At 49.2% G+C, this 16654-nt stretch carries 18 protein-coding genes; 7 read left to right on the forward strand and 11 right to left on the reverse strand.

Annotated elements, in window-relative coordinates:
* From hpf to JYB87_RS02340, 7 genes are all read right to left on the reverse strand, one after another.
* Positions 1-288, reverse strand: a complete 288-nt coding sequence (hpf, locus tag JYB87_RS02310) for a ribosome hibernation promoting factor (protein WP_207355305.1) — start codon at positions 286-288, stop codon at positions 1-3.
* A gap of 26 nt (positions 289-314) precedes the next feature.
* Positions 315-1793 (reverse strand): RNA polymerase factor sigma-54, encoded by a 1479-nt coding sequence (locus tag JYB87_RS02315; RefSeq protein ID WP_207355306.1) that lies wholly within the window; start codon positions 1791-1793, stop codon positions 315-317.
* 88 nt (positions 1794-1881) lie between these two features.
* A complete protein-coding gene (lptB, locus tag JYB87_RS02320) occupies positions 1882-2610 on the reverse strand; it encodes an LPS export ABC transporter ATP-binding protein (protein WP_207355307.1) in 729 nt (242 codons plus the stop codon).
* On the reverse strand, positions 2607-3137 hold the full coding sequence (gene lptA, locus JYB87_RS02325; protein ID WP_207355308.1) for a lipopolysaccharide transport periplasmic protein LptA: 531 nt from the start codon (positions 3135-3137) through the stop codon (positions 2607-2609). The genes lptB and lptA overlap by 4 nt, the downstream gene beginning before the upstream one ends.
* Positions 3124-3684, reverse strand: coding sequence for an LPS export ABC transporter periplasmic protein LptC (gene lptC / locus JYB87_RS02330; protein WP_207355309.1), 561 nt, complete (start codon positions 3682-3684; stop codon positions 3124-3126). Before lptC ends, lptA begins: the two co-directional genes overlap by 14 nt.
* Positions 3681-4235, reverse strand: coding sequence for a 3-deoxy-manno-octulosonate-8-phosphatase KdsC (gene kdsC / locus JYB87_RS02335; protein WP_207355310.1), 555 nt, complete (start codon positions 4233-4235; stop codon positions 3681-3683). The genes lptC and kdsC overlap by 4 nt, the downstream gene beginning before the upstream one ends.
* Positions 4232-5209: a KpsF/GutQ family sugar-phosphate isomerase gene (locus tag JYB87_RS02340; protein ID WP_207355311.1), complete on the reverse strand. Its 978-nt coding sequence runs from the start codon at positions 5207-5209 to the stop codon at positions 4232-4234. Before JYB87_RS02340 ends, kdsC begins: the two co-directional genes overlap by 4 nt.
* A 676-nt stretch (positions 5210-5885) precedes the next feature.
* Here JYB87_RS02340 and mlaF point away from each other — a divergent pair.
* From mlaF to murA, 7 genes are read left to right on the forward strand one after another with little or no spacing between them, the layout of a single operon-like run.
* A complete protein-coding gene (gene mlaF / locus JYB87_RS02345; RefSeq protein ID WP_207355312.1) occupies positions 5886-6698 on the forward strand; it encodes a phospholipid ABC transporter ATP-binding protein MlaF in 813 nt (270 codons plus the stop codon).
* Positions 6685-7467, forward strand: a complete 783-nt coding sequence (gene mlaE, locus JYB87_RS02350) for a lipid asymmetry maintenance ABC transporter permease subunit MlaE (protein ID WP_207355313.1) — start codon at positions 6685-6687, stop codon at positions 7465-7467. The genes mlaF and mlaE overlap by 14 nt, the downstream gene beginning before the upstream one ends.
* Before the next feature lie 51 nt (positions 7468-7518).
* Entirely contained in the window at positions 7519-7986 is a 468-nt protein-coding gene (gene mlaD, locus JYB87_RS02355; protein WP_207355314.1) for an outer membrane lipid asymmetry maintenance protein MlaD, read from the forward strand.
* A gap of 9 nt (positions 7987-7995) precedes the next feature.
* The gene (locus JYB87_RS02360; protein WP_207355315.1) at positions 7996-8655 is read left to right on the forward strand and encodes an MlaC/ttg2D family ABC transporter substrate-binding protein; all 660 of its coding nucleotides are present in this window, start codon (positions 7996-7998) and stop codon (positions 8653-8655) included.
* Positions 8655-8927 (forward strand): STAS domain-containing protein, encoded by a 273-nt coding sequence (locus JYB87_RS02365; RefSeq protein WP_207355316.1) that lies wholly within the window; start codon positions 8655-8657, stop codon positions 8925-8927. Before JYB87_RS02360 ends, JYB87_RS02365 begins: the two co-directional genes overlap by 1 nt.
* A gap of 24 nt (positions 8928-8951) precedes the next feature.
* Entirely contained in the window at positions 8952-9206 is a 255-nt protein-coding gene (locus JYB87_RS02370) for a BolA family protein (protein ID WP_207355317.1), read from the forward strand.
* A 12-nt stretch (positions 9207-9218) separates the two neighbouring features.
* Positions 9219-10481: a UDP-N-acetylglucosamine 1-carboxyvinyltransferase gene (gene murA / locus JYB87_RS02375; protein WP_207355318.1), complete on the forward strand. Its 1263-nt coding sequence runs from the start codon at positions 9219-9221 to the stop codon at positions 10479-10481.
* Positions 10482-10564: 83 nt separating this feature from the next.
* On the opposite strand, the gene JYB87_RS02380 is transcribed toward murA, so the two are convergent.
* The 4 genes from JYB87_RS02380 to rapA form a co-directional block, all read right to left on the reverse strand.
* Positions 10565-11536, reverse strand: a complete 972-nt coding sequence (locus tag JYB87_RS02380; RefSeq protein WP_207355319.1) for a sensor domain-containing diguanylate cyclase — start codon at positions 11534-11536, stop codon at positions 10565-10567.
* Between the two features lie 17 nt (positions 11537-11553).
* Positions 11554-12555: a response regulator gene (locus JYB87_RS02385; protein WP_207355320.1), complete on the reverse strand. Its 1002-nt coding sequence runs from the start codon at positions 12553-12555 to the stop codon at positions 11554-11556.
* 169 nt (positions 12556-12724) lie between these two features.
* Positions 12725-13525, reverse strand: a complete 801-nt coding sequence (locus tag JYB87_RS02390) for a DUF3530 family protein (RefSeq protein ID WP_207355321.1) — start codon at positions 13523-13525, stop codon at positions 12725-12727.
* 166 nt (positions 13526-13691) lie between these two features.
* Positions 13692-16598 carry an RNA polymerase-associated protein RapA gene (rapA, locus tag JYB87_RS02395; protein ID WP_207355322.1) on the reverse strand — a complete coding sequence of 969 codons (2907 nt, stop codon included), beginning with the start codon at positions 16596-16598 and terminating at the stop codon, positions 13692-13694.
* Positions 16599-16654 lie beyond the last annotated feature (56 nt).

A 16654-nucleotide genomic window follows, 5' to 3' on the forward strand; every position in this document is an offset into this window, starting at 1 on the left:
TTAGTGTTTTGTCAGCTTTTCTTTGTGTTTAATGACCTGACGATCCAATTTATCAATGAGGATGTCAATGGCGGCGTACATGTCGTCGTGTTGAGAGGTTGCAAATACTTCGCCGCCGGAAAGGTGCAGCTTGGCTTCTGCTATCTGTAGTGCTTTTTCAACAGCGAGGACAATGTGGACATTATTGATCTGTTCGAAATGGCGTTCAAGCTTTGCAAATTTGCTCTCAACGTAGCTACGTAAAGAATCGGTGATCTCAAGTTGTTTTCCTGCAAGATTAATTTGCATCGTTGACTCCTCCGATTGTCGGGCTTTTAAAGGCTCTTCCGCTGATTTGACGGCGGAATTAGCATTGCTTCCCGATACTTAGCGATTGTTCGTCTCGCGACATTAATGCCTTGTTCGGCAAGCAATTGCGCCATTTTACTGTCGCTTAACGGCTTTTTAGGGTTCTCCGCGGCAACCAGCTTTTTGATGAAAGCACGAATGGCTGTTGAAGAACACTCGCCGCCATCGTCAGTACCTACATGGCTAGAGAAGAAATATTTTAGTTCAAAAATGCCGCGAGGGGTGTGCATGTATTTCTGGGTGGTGACCCGCGAAATGGTCGATTCATGCATTTCTACCGCTTCGGCAATATCGTTGAGCACCATAGGTTTCATCGCTTCTTCACCATATTCGAAGAAGCCTTGCTGAAATTGAACGATGCAATTAGCGACTTTAAGCAGGGTGTCGTTACGGCTTTCCAAACTCTTGATAAACCATTTAGCTTCTTGCAGATGACCACGAATAAATTGGCTATCTGACTGGCTGCGCACGCTACGTGCCATCGTGGCATACTGCTGATTGATGCTGATTTTTGGCATGCAATCTGGGTTGAGTTCAACCACCCAGCGCCCGTTTTTCTTCCATACCGTCACGTCTGGAATGACATATTCATCTTCAGACTCTTGGATGGTTAATCCTGGGCGAGGATTTAACGTTTGGATGAGAACGATTGCGTCACGTAACTCTTCTTCCTTAAGGCGCGTTTTGCGCATCAAGGTGCGGTAATCTTTGGCGGCGATCAGATCGAGGTACTCATCGATGAGCATTTTGGCATTGGCCAAATGCGGTACGTCGTCACTGAATTGTGATAATTGGATCAGCAAACATTCGCGTAAATCGCGCGCGGCAACTCCCACGGGATCAAAGTGTTGAATGCGCTTCAGCACGGCTTCAACTTCATCCACTTCGATATCATCTAAGCCCAGCGCTTCAATAATTTCTTCAGCTGATTGGGTTAAATAGCCACGCTCGTCAATGGCTTCAATAATCGCGGTAGCAATTGCTTCATCGGTTTCTGAAAATGGTGTGAGGTTTTTTTGCCATTCCAAATGCTCATGCAAGCCTTCGCTAGTTTCACCTTGAAACGGCATGTCATCGTCACGGACGACGCCAGATGACGTGTTGGGCGCAGCGGTGAAAACCTCGTCCCAAGTGGTGTCCATTGGCAGTTCTTCAGGGAGCTCTTGGCTATTAAGCGCATCACTGGTTTCAACGGACGAACTGTCTTCTATCGACTCTGACAGCTCTTGTTCACTGTCACGTTCGCGGTTATCCGCTTCAAGCCCCGCGTCATTGTTATCAACATCAACATCGTCATTAATCTCCAACATCGGGTTGGAATCGAGTGCTTGTTGAATTTCCTGCTGCAGCTCAAGCGACGACAATTGCAGTAGACGAATTGCCTGCTGCAGTTGCGGTGTCATAGTTAATTGTTGACCCAGCTTAAGCTGAAGTGACGCTTTCATTGTTGACTGCTAATCCCCAAAAATTATGTATTAAAACAACCACAAAGAGTTGGTAGTTTTATGAAATTTATTTGTCCCCACCACCGTACTATAGCCTGAATTGTTCCCCTAAGTACACTGCTCGCACCTGTTGGTTGTCGAGGATCTCGGCGGGTGTGCCTTCTGCAATCAGCTGCCCATGGCTGACGATGTAGGCGTGTTCGCACACATCCAGAGTTTCGCGCACGTTATGATCGGTAATCAAGACACCCAGTCCTCGAGACTTGAGTTGTTCGATGATTTTCTTGATATCGATAACAGAAATTGGATCTACGCCCGCAAAAGGTTCGTCCAATAAAATGAATTTTGGATCAGCCGCTAACGCGCGTGCTATCTCAACGCGGCGCCGTTCTCCACCCGATAACGCCATCCCCAAGCTGTCACGGATGTGGGTGATATGAAACTCTTCGAGCAGCTGTTCAAGAATGGCTTCGCGTTCTTCGTTGCTTAATCCTTTGCGGACTTCAAGAACGGCCATAATGTTATCGCGCACTGAGAGTTTGCGAAAAATACTCGCCTCTTGCGGCAGATAACCAATCCCTTTACGCGCCCGCAGGTGCATTGGATCTAAGGTCAGATCATCTTGATCAATAAAAATACGGCCATGGTCACTCTGTACTAAGCCGACCACCATGTAGAAGGTGGTGGTTTTGCCCGCACCGTTAGGACCGAGCAAACCAACGATCTGTCCGGTGTTTACCTGTAAGCTAACATCTTTTACTACCGAACGTTTTTTATAGCTCTTGGCCAGATTGGTCGCTTTTAAAACGCTGGTCATGGCTGCTCCTGCTCGGTTTTCGGCGGCGTTGGCTCTTTAGGGAGATTATCTGGACGGATAACTGTGGTGACTTGCTCTTGGTCACTACCAATCGCTTGCAGCTGCTGCTTGTTCAGATCGTAAATGATCTTATCCGCTGAGGACATGCTGCTGCCTTGCTCTACCTTGGCCATACCGATCAGGGTCAACACGCGTTGGTTGATGTTGAACTGAATTTCATTGGCGCGAGCGGTGGTCAGCGTGCCATCTTCTTGCTTTTGGGTGAAAGTAGCTGGTTTGCCGGTGGCAATCAGCACACGGTCTTGATCTTTTTCTGGCGAGGTGGCACTCAATTCGTCGGCTTTAAGTGTTAACAAGCCTTGAGTCACCAACACTGGGCCGCCATAGACGACACGTTTATTTTTGAGATCAGCAAATTGAGTGGCGGACTTAATCTTTACCTCTTGTTGTAAGTTGATGTCCGCGGCAGTTGCCATCAGACTCGAGGCGCTAAGTACGATGGCCAGAAGAATATTATTTGCTCTCATAAGTACCTTTAATGTCGCTCAACAGTTTCAATTGCTGGGCATTTAAATCGGCATAAAGTCCGACACCTGATGCGTTAAAGCCACTCCCTGACATAAAGACCTGCTCCGGCGAGGTCATGATCATCGTCGACACGTCTAATTCTAAATACTCTGTCGTTAATGATCGAATGGGATCTTTTGGCGTAATGGCATCAATCATAACATTATTTTGTAGCACAACCTTATGTTGTGTGCGATTGAGCTGCCCTTGGTCGGCAGACATTTTCCACTGCGCATCACCGTTATCTGGATAGATATGGTAAATCGGCTTTTCGAATAGCGTGGTGTCGGTATCGGCAAAGTGCGCCATATGGGTCGCAGACACTCGGGTAGACACCTTACCGTTTTCATCGAAACTGACGCTTTTTAGATTATCAGCCACATAGTCAGGCCGCTCCACGGTGCTTACCGTCGTGGGTTGCTGTTCATTTCGCTTGCTCTGTACCTGCCAATACAACACGATGGCGGCGGCAAAGAAGGCAATGATGGCCAAAGTTACTCGGTTCATACACTCATTCCGTGGGCGCTATCGAGCAGATTTTGGCTGAGCAGCAACAGATCTGCAAGTTCTCGCACGGCACCAAAGCCACCGCCAATACTGGTGACAAAATCTGCCAGTTGTTTGACCTGTGGATGGCCATCCGCCACGCAAACGCCCAAGCCTACTTGTTGCATCACTGGCAGGTCAACCATATCGTCACCGATGTAAGCAACCTGCTCTGGGTTGAGTTGATAAACGTCAAGCAATTCATGGTAAGCGGTCAGTTTATTGTCGATCCCTTGATAAATGTGCTGAATACCGAGGGATGTCATGCGCCGTTCAACGATTTGTGATTTTCTACCGGTGATCACCGCCACCTGAATATTGCATGACAGCAACGCTTTAATACCAAAGCCGTCGCGAGTATGGAACGCTTTTAGCTCCTCACCCTGATTGCCCATATAGATGCGGCCATCAGAAAACACTCCATCAACATCACAAATCAGCAGGCGGATCTGCTGCGCCTTTTGCCACACCTTGTCAGTAACCGGGCCGTAAAAAGTCGTATGTTGTGTCACATAACCCCCGCATTGACTAAGTCGAGCATATTGAGCGCCCCAATTGGGTGGCGTTGTTGGTCGATAACAATCAGGCCGTTGATGTTGCGATCATCCATCACTTTAAGCGCTTCAGCAGCCAAAATGCTGTCGGTCACCGAGGTGCAGTTACGGGTCATCACTTCAGCAATCAGGGTTTGACGGAGATTGACTTCTGCATCAATCACCCGGCGTAAGTCACCATCGGTAAAGATACCCACCAATTCATTGTCTTGATTGACAATGGCAGTCATCCCTAAGCCTTTGCGGGAAATTTCATAGAGCGCTTCGGTGATGGTGATGTCGTCACGCACAATCGGCGTATCTTCGCCTTTATGCATGATATCGCTCACCTTCAGCAGTAATTTACGACCAAGCGCACCACCGGGATGTGACATAGCAAAATCATCTTTGGTGAAGCCTTTGGCTTGCAACAGCGCGATTGCAATGGCATCGCCCATCACTAAGGTGGCGGTGGTACTTGATGTGGGTGCCAGCCCGAGTGGGCAGGCTTCCTCGGGCACCTTGATGCACAAATGCAGTTGCGAATGTTTCGCCATCGTGGATTCTGGATTGCCCGTCATGGCAATTACTGGGATCCCTTGGCGTTTTATCACCGGCATCAAGGTCAGAATTTCGTGTGACTCGCCCGAATTAGAGATGGTCAATACGATATCGTTATCGCTCAATACGCCGAGGTCACCATGGCTGGCTTCGCCCGGATGCACGAAAAACGCTGGCGTTCCGGTGCTGGATAATGTGGCTGAAATCTTATTGCCAATGTGGCCAGATTTTCCCATGCCCATGACGATCACTTTACCTGAACATTGCAGGATCATCTGACATGCGCGGGCAAATTCTTCTGAATCAACAAACTGATACAGGTTATCGAGCGCCTGCTTTTCAATATCGATAACTTTGCGCCCCCAATGACGCAGTTGACTTGCATCTGTCATAGTCTTATTCGTCCAATGCAGCTATCGTATTTTTGCGACTGCAATTTATTTCATGCGGTGGGCGGAGGAGGCGATGGAACATCTTCAGCGGCAGAGCGCTGTTCTCATCTTGCCATTCGGCCACTGCCGCTAATTGATTTTATGGATGCAACAATGAGGTGCATCATTACAGTTAATCCATCTTGAGTGAAACAATGAACCCACCATTGCTCTGGCGCGTGCCTTCACTCTCTTGCGACAGTTCCATGGCCAATTGATTTTCGGCCTGCGTCGTTACTACTGACAATTAAATAAATAATTGCATGATTATAGTCGATTTTTTCTGTTAGAAATTGTTGTGGCGCAAGGATTATGCTGCACAAAACTCAGATGATGGTGCTGAATATCAATCGACTTTTGCTTGTTTCCCTGCATTGTCGCCGCATTTGCGATAAATGAAAAGAGCAGTGCTCGGCTTTGGGACATCAGTTGTTTGGGTTAACTAAATTGCGTACAATCTTTTGCCCACAGACGAATGCCTGAATGGTGATTCCACCATTCAGGCCAAGTTCAGAGTGCAGTTGCTAGCATGCAGCAAAGTTGGGATGAAACGGAATGGATTCATTCATCTCGCGCGACCGCAGAAGAGTGACGCTATTTCCTATTCCTGTTCAGGATTTTTCAAACGGATTCAGACATGAGCCAAGAACAGACCACATTGGTCGAAGTCAACAACCTCCGTTTCAGTCGAGGTTCGCGAGTGATTTATGACGATATCAGTCTCAAAATCCCTCGTGGCAAAGTGACGGCAATCATGGGCCCTAGCGGCATCGGTAAAACGACCCTATTAAAGCTGATCGCAGGACAGTTAACGCCAGACAAAGGTGAAGTGCTGTTCGATGGGCAAAATATTCATAAGTTAAGTCGCAACGGCTTGTTTGAAGCGCGTAAGCGTATGAGCATGCTGTTCCAAAGTGGCGCGCTATTTACCGACATGAATGTATTCGACAACGTGGCATTTGCATTGCGCGAACATTCTGAACTGCCAGAAGCGATTATTCGTCGGATTGTGTTGATGAAGTTGCAGGCGGTCGGTCTGCGCGGTGCCGCACAGTTGATGCCAAGTGAGCTATCCGGCGGGATGCAGCGCCGTGCTGCGTTAGCGCGCGCAATTGCGCTTGAGCCCGAAATGGTGCTGTACGATGAGCCGTTTGCTGGCCAAGACCCAATTTCAATGGGCGTGTTGGTGAAGCTGATTAAAGACTTGTCTGATGCGTTATCACTGACATCTGTCGTGGTGTCACACGACGTAACGGAAGTGCTGAGTATCGCTGACTATGTGTATGTGATTGCTGAAAAACGCATTATCGCCCACGGTACGCCAGCGCAGTTGCATCAGTCTGATAATCCACAATTGCGCCAGTTTATTGATGGCGAGCCTGATGGCCCGGTGCCATTCCATTTCCCTGCACAGGCTTACAAAGAGGAGTTGTTGGGTGGAAATAATTGAGTCGATATCAGCGCTGGGTGCTCGCGCGATTAATATCGTCAGAGGCTTAGGTAAAGCAGGTCTAATGTTATGGGGTGCGTTGGTGCAAGTGCCGCGTATCAAGAAAGGCACACCGCTGCTGATTAAGCAGATTTATGTTGTCGGTGTGCAATCGATGATTATTGTAGTGGTGTCAGGCCTGTTTATCGGGATGGTATTGGCACTTCAGGGCTATACCATTTTGGTGGACTTTGGCACAGAGCAAAGTCTTGGCCCCCTAGTGGCGCTGAGTTTATTGCGCGAGTTAGGCCCGGTCGTGACCGCCTTGCTGTTTGCTGGTCGCGCGGGGTCTGCGCTAACTGCCGAACTGGGGTTGATGAAAAGTACCGAACAGCTATCGAGTTTAGAGATGATGGCCGTTGACCCGTTACGCCAAGTGATTGCTCCGCGTTTTTGGGCGGGCTTAATCAGTATGCCGCTGCTGTCATTGATGTTTGTTGCCGTGGGTGTTTATGGTGGCTATCTGGTCGGTGTCTCTTGGAAAGGCATTGATGACGGTGCGTTCTGGTCAATTTTGCAGGCCGCGGTTGAATGGCGCCAAGATATTGTTAACTGTTTGATTAAGAGTGTGGTGTTTGCTTGGGTAGTTACTTGGATTTCGCTGTATCGCGGTTATCACTCTACCCCTAATCCTGAAGGGATCAGCCGCGCCACCACCCAAACAGTGGTGCAATCAAGTTTGGCCGTATTGGCCTTGGATTTTCTGTTGACCGCCCTGATGTTTGGTTAACCCAAACGGTGCGTTCATATTTGCTAAATGATGAGTAATTGGTAACGGATTATGGTGACGAAAAAGATTGAGTTGCTGGTGGGCATGTTTTTGCTGGCGGGCTTGTTGGCCTTTTTAGCTTTGGTGTACAAGGTCGCCAATGTTGAAGTGAGTAGCAGCAGTGATACCTACACCCTGAAAGCGGAGTTCACCAATGTGGGTGGGCTTAAAGTGCGCTCGCCGGTGAAAGTAGGGGGCGTTGTCGTTGGCCGTGTGAGCGCCATCAGTTTAGATCCTGAAAAACTGGAGCCTGTGGTCACGCTGACCATGGATAAACTGTACAACAAATTTCCTGAAACCAGCTCAGTTGCGGTACTGACATCCGGCTTACTGGGTGAGCAGTACATTGGGTTAACCCCAGGATTTATGGATGACGGCGTCGAGATTTTAAAAGACGGTGACCGCATCGATGATACACATTCAGCCATGGTGCTTGAGGATCTTATTGGACAGTTCCTCTACAGCAGCAAGGATAAGTAGGAGTAGCAGATGAAAAAATTTATTTACGCAGTAATGTTAACGGTAGCCGCGTCACTGTTACCGCAGGTAGTGGCCGCTGCAGAAGTGAAAGACTACAAAGATCCTTATCAAATGATCAAAGAGGTTGCTGATCAAACCTTTGCTCGTTTTGAACACGACAAGCCGCTGATCAAGCAAGATCCTAATCACTTAAAAGTTATCGTCCGCGAAGAGTTATTGCCCTATATCGATGGCCGCTATGCCGCGTATAAGGTGTTAGGCACGAACTTGCGCCAAACTACCGAGCAGCAACGTGATGACTTTAGTCAGGCATTTGAAGGCTACTTGGTGTCAACCTACGCCCAAGCGTTTACCGAATATTCTGATCAAAAAGTGGAGTTCGGCCCAACCAGTGATTTTGCCAATGAGAAGATAGTGGAAGTACCGGTGCAAATTGTGGAAAATGGCCGTCCGCCAATCAAACTGCACTTTAAAGTGCGTCGTTTGAAGGATGACACTTGGAAAGCGTTTGACCTCGTTGCAGAAGGCATCAGCTTGCTGAATTCAAAACAAACTGAAATTAGCAGTCTGATCCGTTCTAAAGGTATCGATGATGTGATTAGCATGCTGAAAGATAAAGCGAATGCGTCAGTTGATATGAACGGTCCAAAGGGTAAGGACGCGCTGTAATGCAATTTGAACCACAGGGTAATACTTGTCGTTTACGTGGACGCTTAAGCCAGCAGGATGTCAAACAGCTGTGGCCTGAGCGTCACAGCTTAGTGGCGGACAATATTCAACAGCTTGATCTGAGTGAGCTGGAATATGTCGATAGCGCCGGGATGGCGTTTTTGATGGAGTTGCTGAGCCAGTCGAATGGAATGCTGGTGTTGAAAGCGCCCTCAGAACAGGTAAAAAAACTGGTTTCTTTGTATGATTTAGAGACCTTTTTTACAGAATAACGTCAGCAGACAAGGTTAATACCGATGGATACCAAAGAGATTGAACAACTGCTTCAGCCCGCGCTGAACCTAACCGAAGTCTATGTGACTGCGGAAGGTACCCATTACAAGATTGTAGCGGTAGGTGAATGCTTTGACGGCATGAGCAAAATTAAGCAACAACAAGCGATCTACGCGCCATTGATGGACCGCATTACCAGTGGTGAATTGCACGCCCTGAGTATCAAAACCTTCACTCCCGAACAGTGGCAACGGGAAAAAATCTTCAACATGCCCTAGAAGGGAACCTTTGTGGATAAGTTAAAAATCCAGGCGAGCGGTGCGCTCGCCGGTAGCGTCGTAATTTCTGGCGCAAAAAACGCGGCTTTACCTATTTTGATGGCAGGGGTGTTGACCGATGAGCCATTCATTCTTTCTAACGTGCCAAACCTGCGTGATGTGTCTACCTCGTGCAAGCTCATTGCTTGCCTCGGTGCCAACGTTAGCGCCGATGGTCAAGGCAATGTCACGATTGATAGCAGCACCATTAATGAGTTTTGTGCGCCCTATGAATTAGTGAAGACCATGCGCGCGTCGATTCTGATCCTTGGCCCGTTGTTAGCTCGCTTTGGTAAAGCTGACGTCTCGTTACCGGGTGGCTGTGCGATTGGGGCGCGCCCCGTTAACTTGCACCTGCACGGTTTAGAGTTGATGGGCGCTAAGATCGAAGTGAAAGAAGGTTATGTGAACGCCCGTATCGATGGCCGTTTACAAGGTGCCCATATCTTTATGGATATGGTGAGCGTTGGCGCGACGGAAAACCTGCTGATGGCAGCGGTATTGGCCGAAGGTGAAACCGTTATTGAAAACGCTGCCCGTGAACCCGAAGTGGTCGACTTGGCCAACTGTTTGGTGGCGATGGGCGCGAAAATCGATGGTATTGGTTCAGCAACGCTGAAGATCCAAGGGGTTGATAAGCTGCATGGATGCCAATACCGCGTGATGCCCGATCGCATCGAAACCGGTTCATTTTTGGTTGCGGCGGCGGTAACTCGTGGGCGTATTCGCTGTTTGGATGCTGATCCAAAATCGCTGGAATCCGTGCTGGCCAAGCTTGAAGAAGCGGGCGCTGAGATTACCGTTGGTGATGATTGGATTGAGCTCGACATGAAGGGTAAGCGCCCTAAAGCGATCAGCATCAAGACCATGCCATATCCTGGTTTCCCGACCGATATGCAAGCGCAGTTTTGTGTGCTGAATGCCCTCGCAGAAGGCACAGGCCGTGTGACAGAAACCATTTTTGAAAACCGCTTTATGCACGTGCCTGAGCTGATCCGTATGGGCAGCAACATGGAGCTAGAAGGCAACACCTGTATCATTCATGGCAAAGAGTTTTTAAATGGTGCGCAGGTGATGGCAACCGATCTACGTGCTTCAGCAAGCTTGGTGATTGCAGGCTTGATGGCAGAAGGTGTGACTGTGGTTGACCGTATCTATCATCTTGACCGTGGCTACGAGCAGATTGAAGCCAAATTTAGCGGGTTAGGTGGTCAAGTTGAGCGCATTAGCGGCTAAGATCTTCACAAGATAAGCCAATGAAAAACCACTCGATTGAGTGGTTTTTTGTTATTTGAGCAGCGTAATTACTGGGTATGAACTTAGCCTAGGTTGCTAAACACGGTTAACTGATTGCGCCCGGATGCTATCGCTTGAGTGACTGCAGTGCTGGCATTATCTAACCAGGTATCAGGTGTCTTGATTGCTTCGTTGAGCTCACAAATCCCTAAGCTGGTGGTGACTTTGATCATGCTGCTTTTGTAAGTGAGCTCAGCCGCTTCAATATCGGCACGGATCATTTCTGCGCGATTAGCAGCATCGGCCGCATCGGTTTGCGGCATGATCAGCCCTAAGGTTTCGCCTTTATAACGGCCACAGATATCGTTTGGGCGCAGGTGCTTTTTCACTATGTGAGCAACATGTTGAATGGCTCTATCACCGGCGATGCGGCCATAGCCCTGATTGATTTGCTGCAATTGGTCAATTTCTAAAAACAGCACACTCGCGGGCTGGTGTTGCGATTTGCAACGTTCAAATTCATCCACGATGCCTTGGAGCCAATAACGGCGATTGAGCAGTAAGGTCAACGCGTCAGTTTGATTATGTAGCTGCAGTTTTTCTGTAGCGCTTTCTAGCTGCATTTTGTTAATTGCCGCATCAGTGACATCGTACACAATCATGCTCAGGTGGGTGATTTGCCCTGTGAGTGACGATAACGGTAACAGGGTGATGTTTTGGTACATAAATTCAGCTCGCCCTGTAATCGGCCGATAGTTACGGAATTTGAAGACGTAAGGACGCTGCTCCCAACTAATAAATGCTTGGTTTTTTAGTAGAAATACCGATTCCATTTTCTGCTTTAGCCACTGTTCGGGCAGATCGGGAAAACGGCTAAACAGATTATCGCCCTTGATATCATTAGGCGAAACACCGCTGTGGTTTTCCATAAAACCGTTCCACAGCTGAATATTGAATTTTCGGTCGAGCACCACTAAACCAACCTCGATGGTTTGCACCATATCGATTAGCCAATGTAGCTCATTCATCGCATTGAGTTCGTCTACTTTACCCATTGTGTCTTTGCCGCCCTTTAGCCCATCAAATAGCCTAGCTTGAACTCCAGTGTCGGCATGGAGTCTTCGGTAAACAGTAATAGCAAATCACATTCAACGTCGTGGCCTTCAATCTTGTAGTTGATTTCCATCGCTAAGGTGCGTTGCCAGCGGCCAGCGTTATCGTGGATCAGATCGTTAACGGTGCAGTGCCGTCCTAGCACCACCGGATGTGATTGGCTAAAGTGCATATCTAACTGCGCTGAAATACCGTTAAGAAACGCGCCGATCAGCACGTTGCCGGTATCCATCATCACTTCAATCTCGGTGCTCGCATTGTCGGGGTTGCTCATGTTCATCAGCTTAGCCATATCTTGAAAGCTGCTGTCATGGAAGAGCAATAACGCTTCACCCGCGATCCCCGCACCAATAAACCCTTGGCAGAGCGCGGAGATTTTCTTCTCTGATTCAGTAGCTTTTAGTGCCATAGTGAGTTCGCTGACTTCCAACACATTGACGTTGGGAATCGGGAGTAGCACAAACACATCAAGCAACTTTGCTAGTAGATCGGCAGCGCGGCCCATGGCGACGTTGGCCACTTCTTGGCAGGCATCGCGCAAATCCACTTTCAACATCGGATTTTCAGCTTGTTGCGCTTCATCTTTAAGTGCCAAGGTGAGGATGCCGTACTCTTCCAAAATATTGGTGATGGCACCGGCATTCACTGGCTTTTGAATAAAATCTAAAGCGCCTAGGGCTTTGACCCGTTCATGCGCTTGGATCTGGATATCGCCAGATACCACGATAATCATTGCAGGCAGATCTTGTTGCTGTACGGTGCGCAGCACTTCATAGCCATCCATGACTGGCATGTTTAAGTCGAGAAACACGATTTCGCCTTTCCCAGCCTTAATTGCTTCAATACCTTCTGCGCCATTGGTGGCGTATGTCACTTCCACATCCCATTCTTTGGGGAGGGTGCGCGCCATCTGTTTGCGCGCTAACGCTGAGTCATCGCATATCAGCACCGGAATGGTCATAAACTGCGGCTCTCCATATTGTGACACTTTAAGTGGGTCAGTGAGCTTAGCCTTCAAAGAGTAAAGTATAAGAATAATTCGGGGATTGCGTTGCCACAGCTTCAAAAATTCAGATAAACAAAAGCAATAGATCCCAAATAACAATGGGCTGCAGTTTTATTTACTTTAATTAGTGTAGCGCAGTGTTCGTCATACCTTTGATAATATTCAGGCATTCTGCGTAAGCAGTTGATTGATTGAGATTGAGCGGCAGCAATTGTTGCCGTGCTTGCTTGGCGGATAGTGCCGCAATTTTGAGTTGGCGTTGTGCTTGGGTTGCCTGAGATGCCGGTGCACCATCGGGACTTTGTAAATCCAGTAGTGCCATGCCAAAGCGTGAGTATTGCTGCACAAGCTCGCTATTATGCTGCGGATCGGCAGAGTAGGGGTTGACCACGACGAGTAAATTAGGCGCGGATAACTGCTGCTGGGCAATCATATCCATCACCAACGAGGCGGTTTGATTCTCGGTGATTAATACCCAGCCGCCTGGATAGCTTTGCATTAATGGCACCACCTGTTTGACCGTATCGACAATCAACTGCCGTTGCTGTGTGCGCAGTTCTTGCCATTGATCCTTGGTGCGAGATTGCGTAGGCGTTGTGCCTTGTTCTGCCACTGTGCCATCGCCGGCGCGACTCACATCTTCGGCCTTGGTGGTGAAGTTAGGTGATGCAGGGCGGTCTGGTGCTGCCACACTGAACGTTGCTAAGCCATGCAACGGCAGTTGTTCGCGCAGATAGGCCATCAAGCCAGGTGCATCTGCAGCTTGACCGAGCGAGGGCAGCAGCAAGGCCGACCCCAGTTTTTTCCTGCTCGCCCAAGCGTGGCTGAGCACTTCAATTTTCTGGCCCTGCACGTCAATGGTGTTACGCTGCGGCGCGCCCAACTCATCGGCGTGCGCCAACGAGGGAAGAGCGAATATCGTCAAGCAAAGCCAGCACCATTTCATCACTAGGTTCACCCTCAGCACTGCAAAAGTTAAGCAAATTGGCGGTAAATTTTCTCCATTATAGGAACTATCGGCAAGATTTACAGGATGTTGAATAAAACAAAGCCCGCATTGCGGGCTCTGTGAGAGTGATGCTGAAGTGCGTTTATACGTGGCTGACCAGCACTAAACGAATCGCATCGAGTCGCAGCTGGCAATTATCCAGATAACCGGTTAAATCGCTTTGCAGTTGGCGCAGATAGTCCAACTCTTCATCACGAATATTCGGGTTAACTGCTTGCAATGCTTCAAGGCGATTTAGCTCGCTGTTCAAGCTGTTTTCCATTTCGCTGCGGGCTTGCGCCACAATCTGTTCCATCGCGATTTGCGCATGCTGGGTGCCTTTGTCCAGCAATGGATGCAGCAGGGTTTGCGAGGCGTTAACTAGTTTGCTGCCAATATGGCGATTCACTGGGCTCAGCTGTTGGTTCCACTGATCATAGTTAACCTTGGTGCCCAGATTGTTGCCGTCTTTATCCAGTAATACGCGGATAGGCGTTGCTGGCAGATAACGGAACAGCTGCGATGATTTCGGCGCCGAGGCGTCGGCCATGTAAATCATCTCAAGGAACAGAGTGCCCGCTGGCAGCGCTTTGTTCTTCAACAAGGCCACCGCAGTGCTGCCGGTTTCAGAGCCGGTGATCAAATCGATACCGGTTTGTACCAGCGGATGCTCCAGCGTAATCAGGGCAATATCATCACGCGACAGCGCTTTATCACGGTCGAAAGTCACTGTGACACCATCTTCTGGCAAGCCTGGGTAGGTTGGGAACATCATATGTTCGGTCGGTGTTAGCACCACGGCGTTTTCGCCGCGATCTTCTTGATCGATCCCCAGAATATCCCACAAACGGATGATGCTACCGATAGTGTCGGTATTGTCGTCCATCTCGGCCAGTTTTTCGGCTAAGGCTTGTGCCTTACGGCCACCATGAGAGTTCAATTCCAACAGCTTATCGCGGCCTTGCTCCATCGCTTGTTTGAGCGCTTTGTACTGACTATGGGTTTGATTCAGCAGTGTTGCCAGCGCGTCTTCATCCTCGTTAATCAGCAATTGCATCAACTGCTCGGCGTGAGTTTTATACAACTCATGGCCACCTGGGCATGTGAGTTCAAACGCATTTAAACCTTCGTGATACCAACGCAGTAGGGTAGTTTGCGCTGAGCCATTAAGGTATGGCAGATGAATTTCGACATCATTTTGTTGGCCGATACGATCCAAACGACCGATACGTTGTTCCAACAAATCAGGGTTCAATGGCAGGTCGAACAACACCAGATGGCTGGCAAACTGGAAGTTACGTCCTTCGGAACCGATTTCAGAACAGATCAGCGCTTGTGCGCCACCTTCCTCTTGGGCGAAGAAAGCGCCCGCTTTATCGCGCTCAATAATCGACATGTTCTCATGGAACACGGTCGCCAAAATCCCTTCACGGGTGCGCAGTGCTTCTTCCAACGCTAAGGCAGTATTGGCTTGTGAGGCGATGATCAGCACTTTTTTGCTGCGATGGTTTTTGAGGAAATCAATCAGCCAATCTACCCGTGGGTCGAACTTCCACCAGGCATCGGCATTTTCATCAAATTGCTGGTAAATTTTCTCTGGGCTCAACGCCAAGCGTACTTGCGCATCCTGCGGCAGATTGCGGTTCATCATGCCGCTAACGCGCAACGCGGTTTGATATTGCGCGGGGATCTCTTGCGGATAGGCGTGGAAAATACGTTTCGGGAAGCCTTTTACTGATGCGCGGCTATTACGGAACAGCACCCGGCCAGTGCCGTGGCGATCCAGCAATTGTTGCAGCAGCTCATCACGGGCTTGTTCGCGCAGTTCGCTGTCCACTTCTTGCGCTTGGATCAGCTTCAAGGCTGGCATAATGTCGTTTTCAGCCAGCAACTCAGTCAGGCTGGCGATCACCTCATCAGGAATTCGGTTGCCCGAGGCAATCGCATCGGAGGCAATCGCTACTTGGCGATAGTCTTGCTCTTCCCGCACAAAGGCCTCGTAGTCATAAAACCGGTTTGGATCGAGTAGGCGCAGACGGGCAAAGTGACTTTCGTGACCCAATTGATCGGGTGTTGCCGTCAGCAACAGTACGCCGGGGATCACTTGTGATAACGCATCCACCACCTGATAAGGGCGGCTTGGTTTGTCCGCTGACCATTCCAAGTGATGCGCTTCGTCCACCACCAACAGATCCCAATCGGCATCCAGCGCTTGATCCAAGCGGCGTTTATTGCGCAGTAAGTCGATGGAGCAGATCACCAGCTGTTCGGTGTAGAACGGATTATCGTGGTCGGCAAAGGCTTCAACGCAGCGGTCTTCATCAAACACGGCGAAGCGCAGGTTAAAGCGGCGCAGCATCTCCACTAGCCATTGGTGGCGTAAAGTATCAGGCACCAAAATCAGCACCCGCTCAGCGCGGCCAGTCATCAGTTGCTGGTGGATGATCAAACCGGCTTCAATGGTTTTACCCAAGCCTACTTCGTCGGCCAATAATACCCGTGGCGCATGACGACGACCGACTTCACTGGCAATCCACAGTTGGTGAGGGATCAGCCCCACTCGCGGGCCTTGCAAGCCCAACATGCTGGACGTAGCTAAGCGATAACGCAGTTGCTGTGCTTGATAACGCACACTGAAGCGATCTAACCGATCGATTTGCCCCGCAAACAAGCGGTCTTGTGGCTTATTAAAACGGATATTATGGTCGAGCAGGGTTTCGCGTAAATCGCATTGCTCGCCATTGTCATCGCGAACACCCGAGTAAAAAACTAGCCCATTATTTTCGGTCACTTGTTCAATCTTGAGTGACCAGCCTTCGTGACTTTTGACTAAATCGCCCGGGTTATAAATGACCCGTGTTAATGGCGCATCAGCGCGGGCAAAAGTACGGTTTTCACCAGTCGCCGGAAATAGCAGCGACACCACGCGGCCTTCTAGTTGCACTACAGTTCCTAATCCCAGCTCTGATTCAGTGTCACTAATCCAGCGTTGGCCTAAAGCAAAGGGCATTTCGTTATCTTCCTCGGGGGTTGCGGGGGCGCGTATGTTATATCAAACCGATTATA

This window comes from Shewanella avicenniae (assembly GCF_017354945.1).
In the GTDB taxonomy this organism is placed as follows: domain Bacteria; phylum Pseudomonadota; class Gammaproteobacteria; order Enterobacterales; family Shewanellaceae; genus Shewanella; species Shewanella avicenniae.

What these genes read in the sequence shown, in the direction of transcription:
- hpf (WP_207355305.1), bottom strand. Translation starts at nt 288, where the DNA reads ATGCAAATTAATCTTGCAGGAAAACAACTTGAGATCACCGATTCTTTA.
- JYB87_RS02315 (WP_207355306.1), bottom strand. Translation starts at nt 1,793, where the DNA reads ATGAAAGCGTCACTTCAGCTTAAGCTGGGTCAACAATTAACTATGACA.
- lptB (WP_207355307.1), bottom strand. Translation starts at nt 2,610, where the DNA reads ATGACCAGCGTTTTAAAAGCGACCAATCTGGCCAAGAGCTATAAAAAA.
- lptA (WP_207355308.1), bottom strand. Translation starts at nt 3,137, where the DNA reads ATGAGAGCAAATAATATTCTTCTGGCCATCGTACTTAGCGCCTCGAGT.
- lptC (WP_207355309.1), bottom strand. Translation starts at nt 3,684, where the DNA reads ATGAACCGAGTAACTTTGGCCATCATTGCCTTCTTTGCCGCCGCCATC.
- JYB87_RS02340 (WP_207355311.1), bottom strand. Translation starts at nt 5,209, where the DNA reads ATGACAGATGCAAGTCAACTGCGTCATTGGGGGCGCAAAGTTATCGAT.
- mlaF (WP_207355312.1), top strand. Translation starts at nt 5,886, where the DNA reads ATGAGCCAAGAACAGACCACATTGGTCGAAGTCAACAACCTCCGTTTC.
- mlaD (WP_207355314.1), top strand. Translation starts at nt 7,519, where the DNA reads ATGGTGACGAAAAAGATTGAGTTGCTGGTGGGCATGTTTTTGCTGGCG.
- JYB87_RS02360 (WP_207355315.1), top strand. Translation starts at nt 7,996, where the DNA reads ATGAAAAAATTTATTTACGCAGTAATGTTAACGGTAGCCGCGTCACTG.
- JYB87_RS02365 (WP_207355316.1), top strand. Translation starts at nt 8,655, where the DNA reads ATGCAATTTGAACCACAGGGTAATACTTGTCGTTTACGTGGACGCTTA.
- JYB87_RS02370 (WP_207355317.1), top strand. Translation starts at nt 8,952, where the DNA reads ATGGATACCAAAGAGATTGAACAACTGCTTCAGCCCGCGCTGAACCTA.
- JYB87_RS02380 (WP_207355319.1), bottom strand. Translation starts at nt 11,536, where the DNA reads ATGGGTAAAGTAGACGAACTCAATGCGATGAATGAGCTACATTGGCTA.
- JYB87_RS02385 (WP_207355320.1), bottom strand. Translation starts at nt 12,555, where the DNA reads ATGACCATTCCGGTGCTGATATGCGATGACTCAGCGTTAGCGCGCAAA.
- rapA (WP_207355322.1), bottom strand. Translation starts at nt 16,598, where the DNA reads ATGCCCTTTGCTTTAGGCCAACGCTGGATTAGTGACACTGAATCAGAG.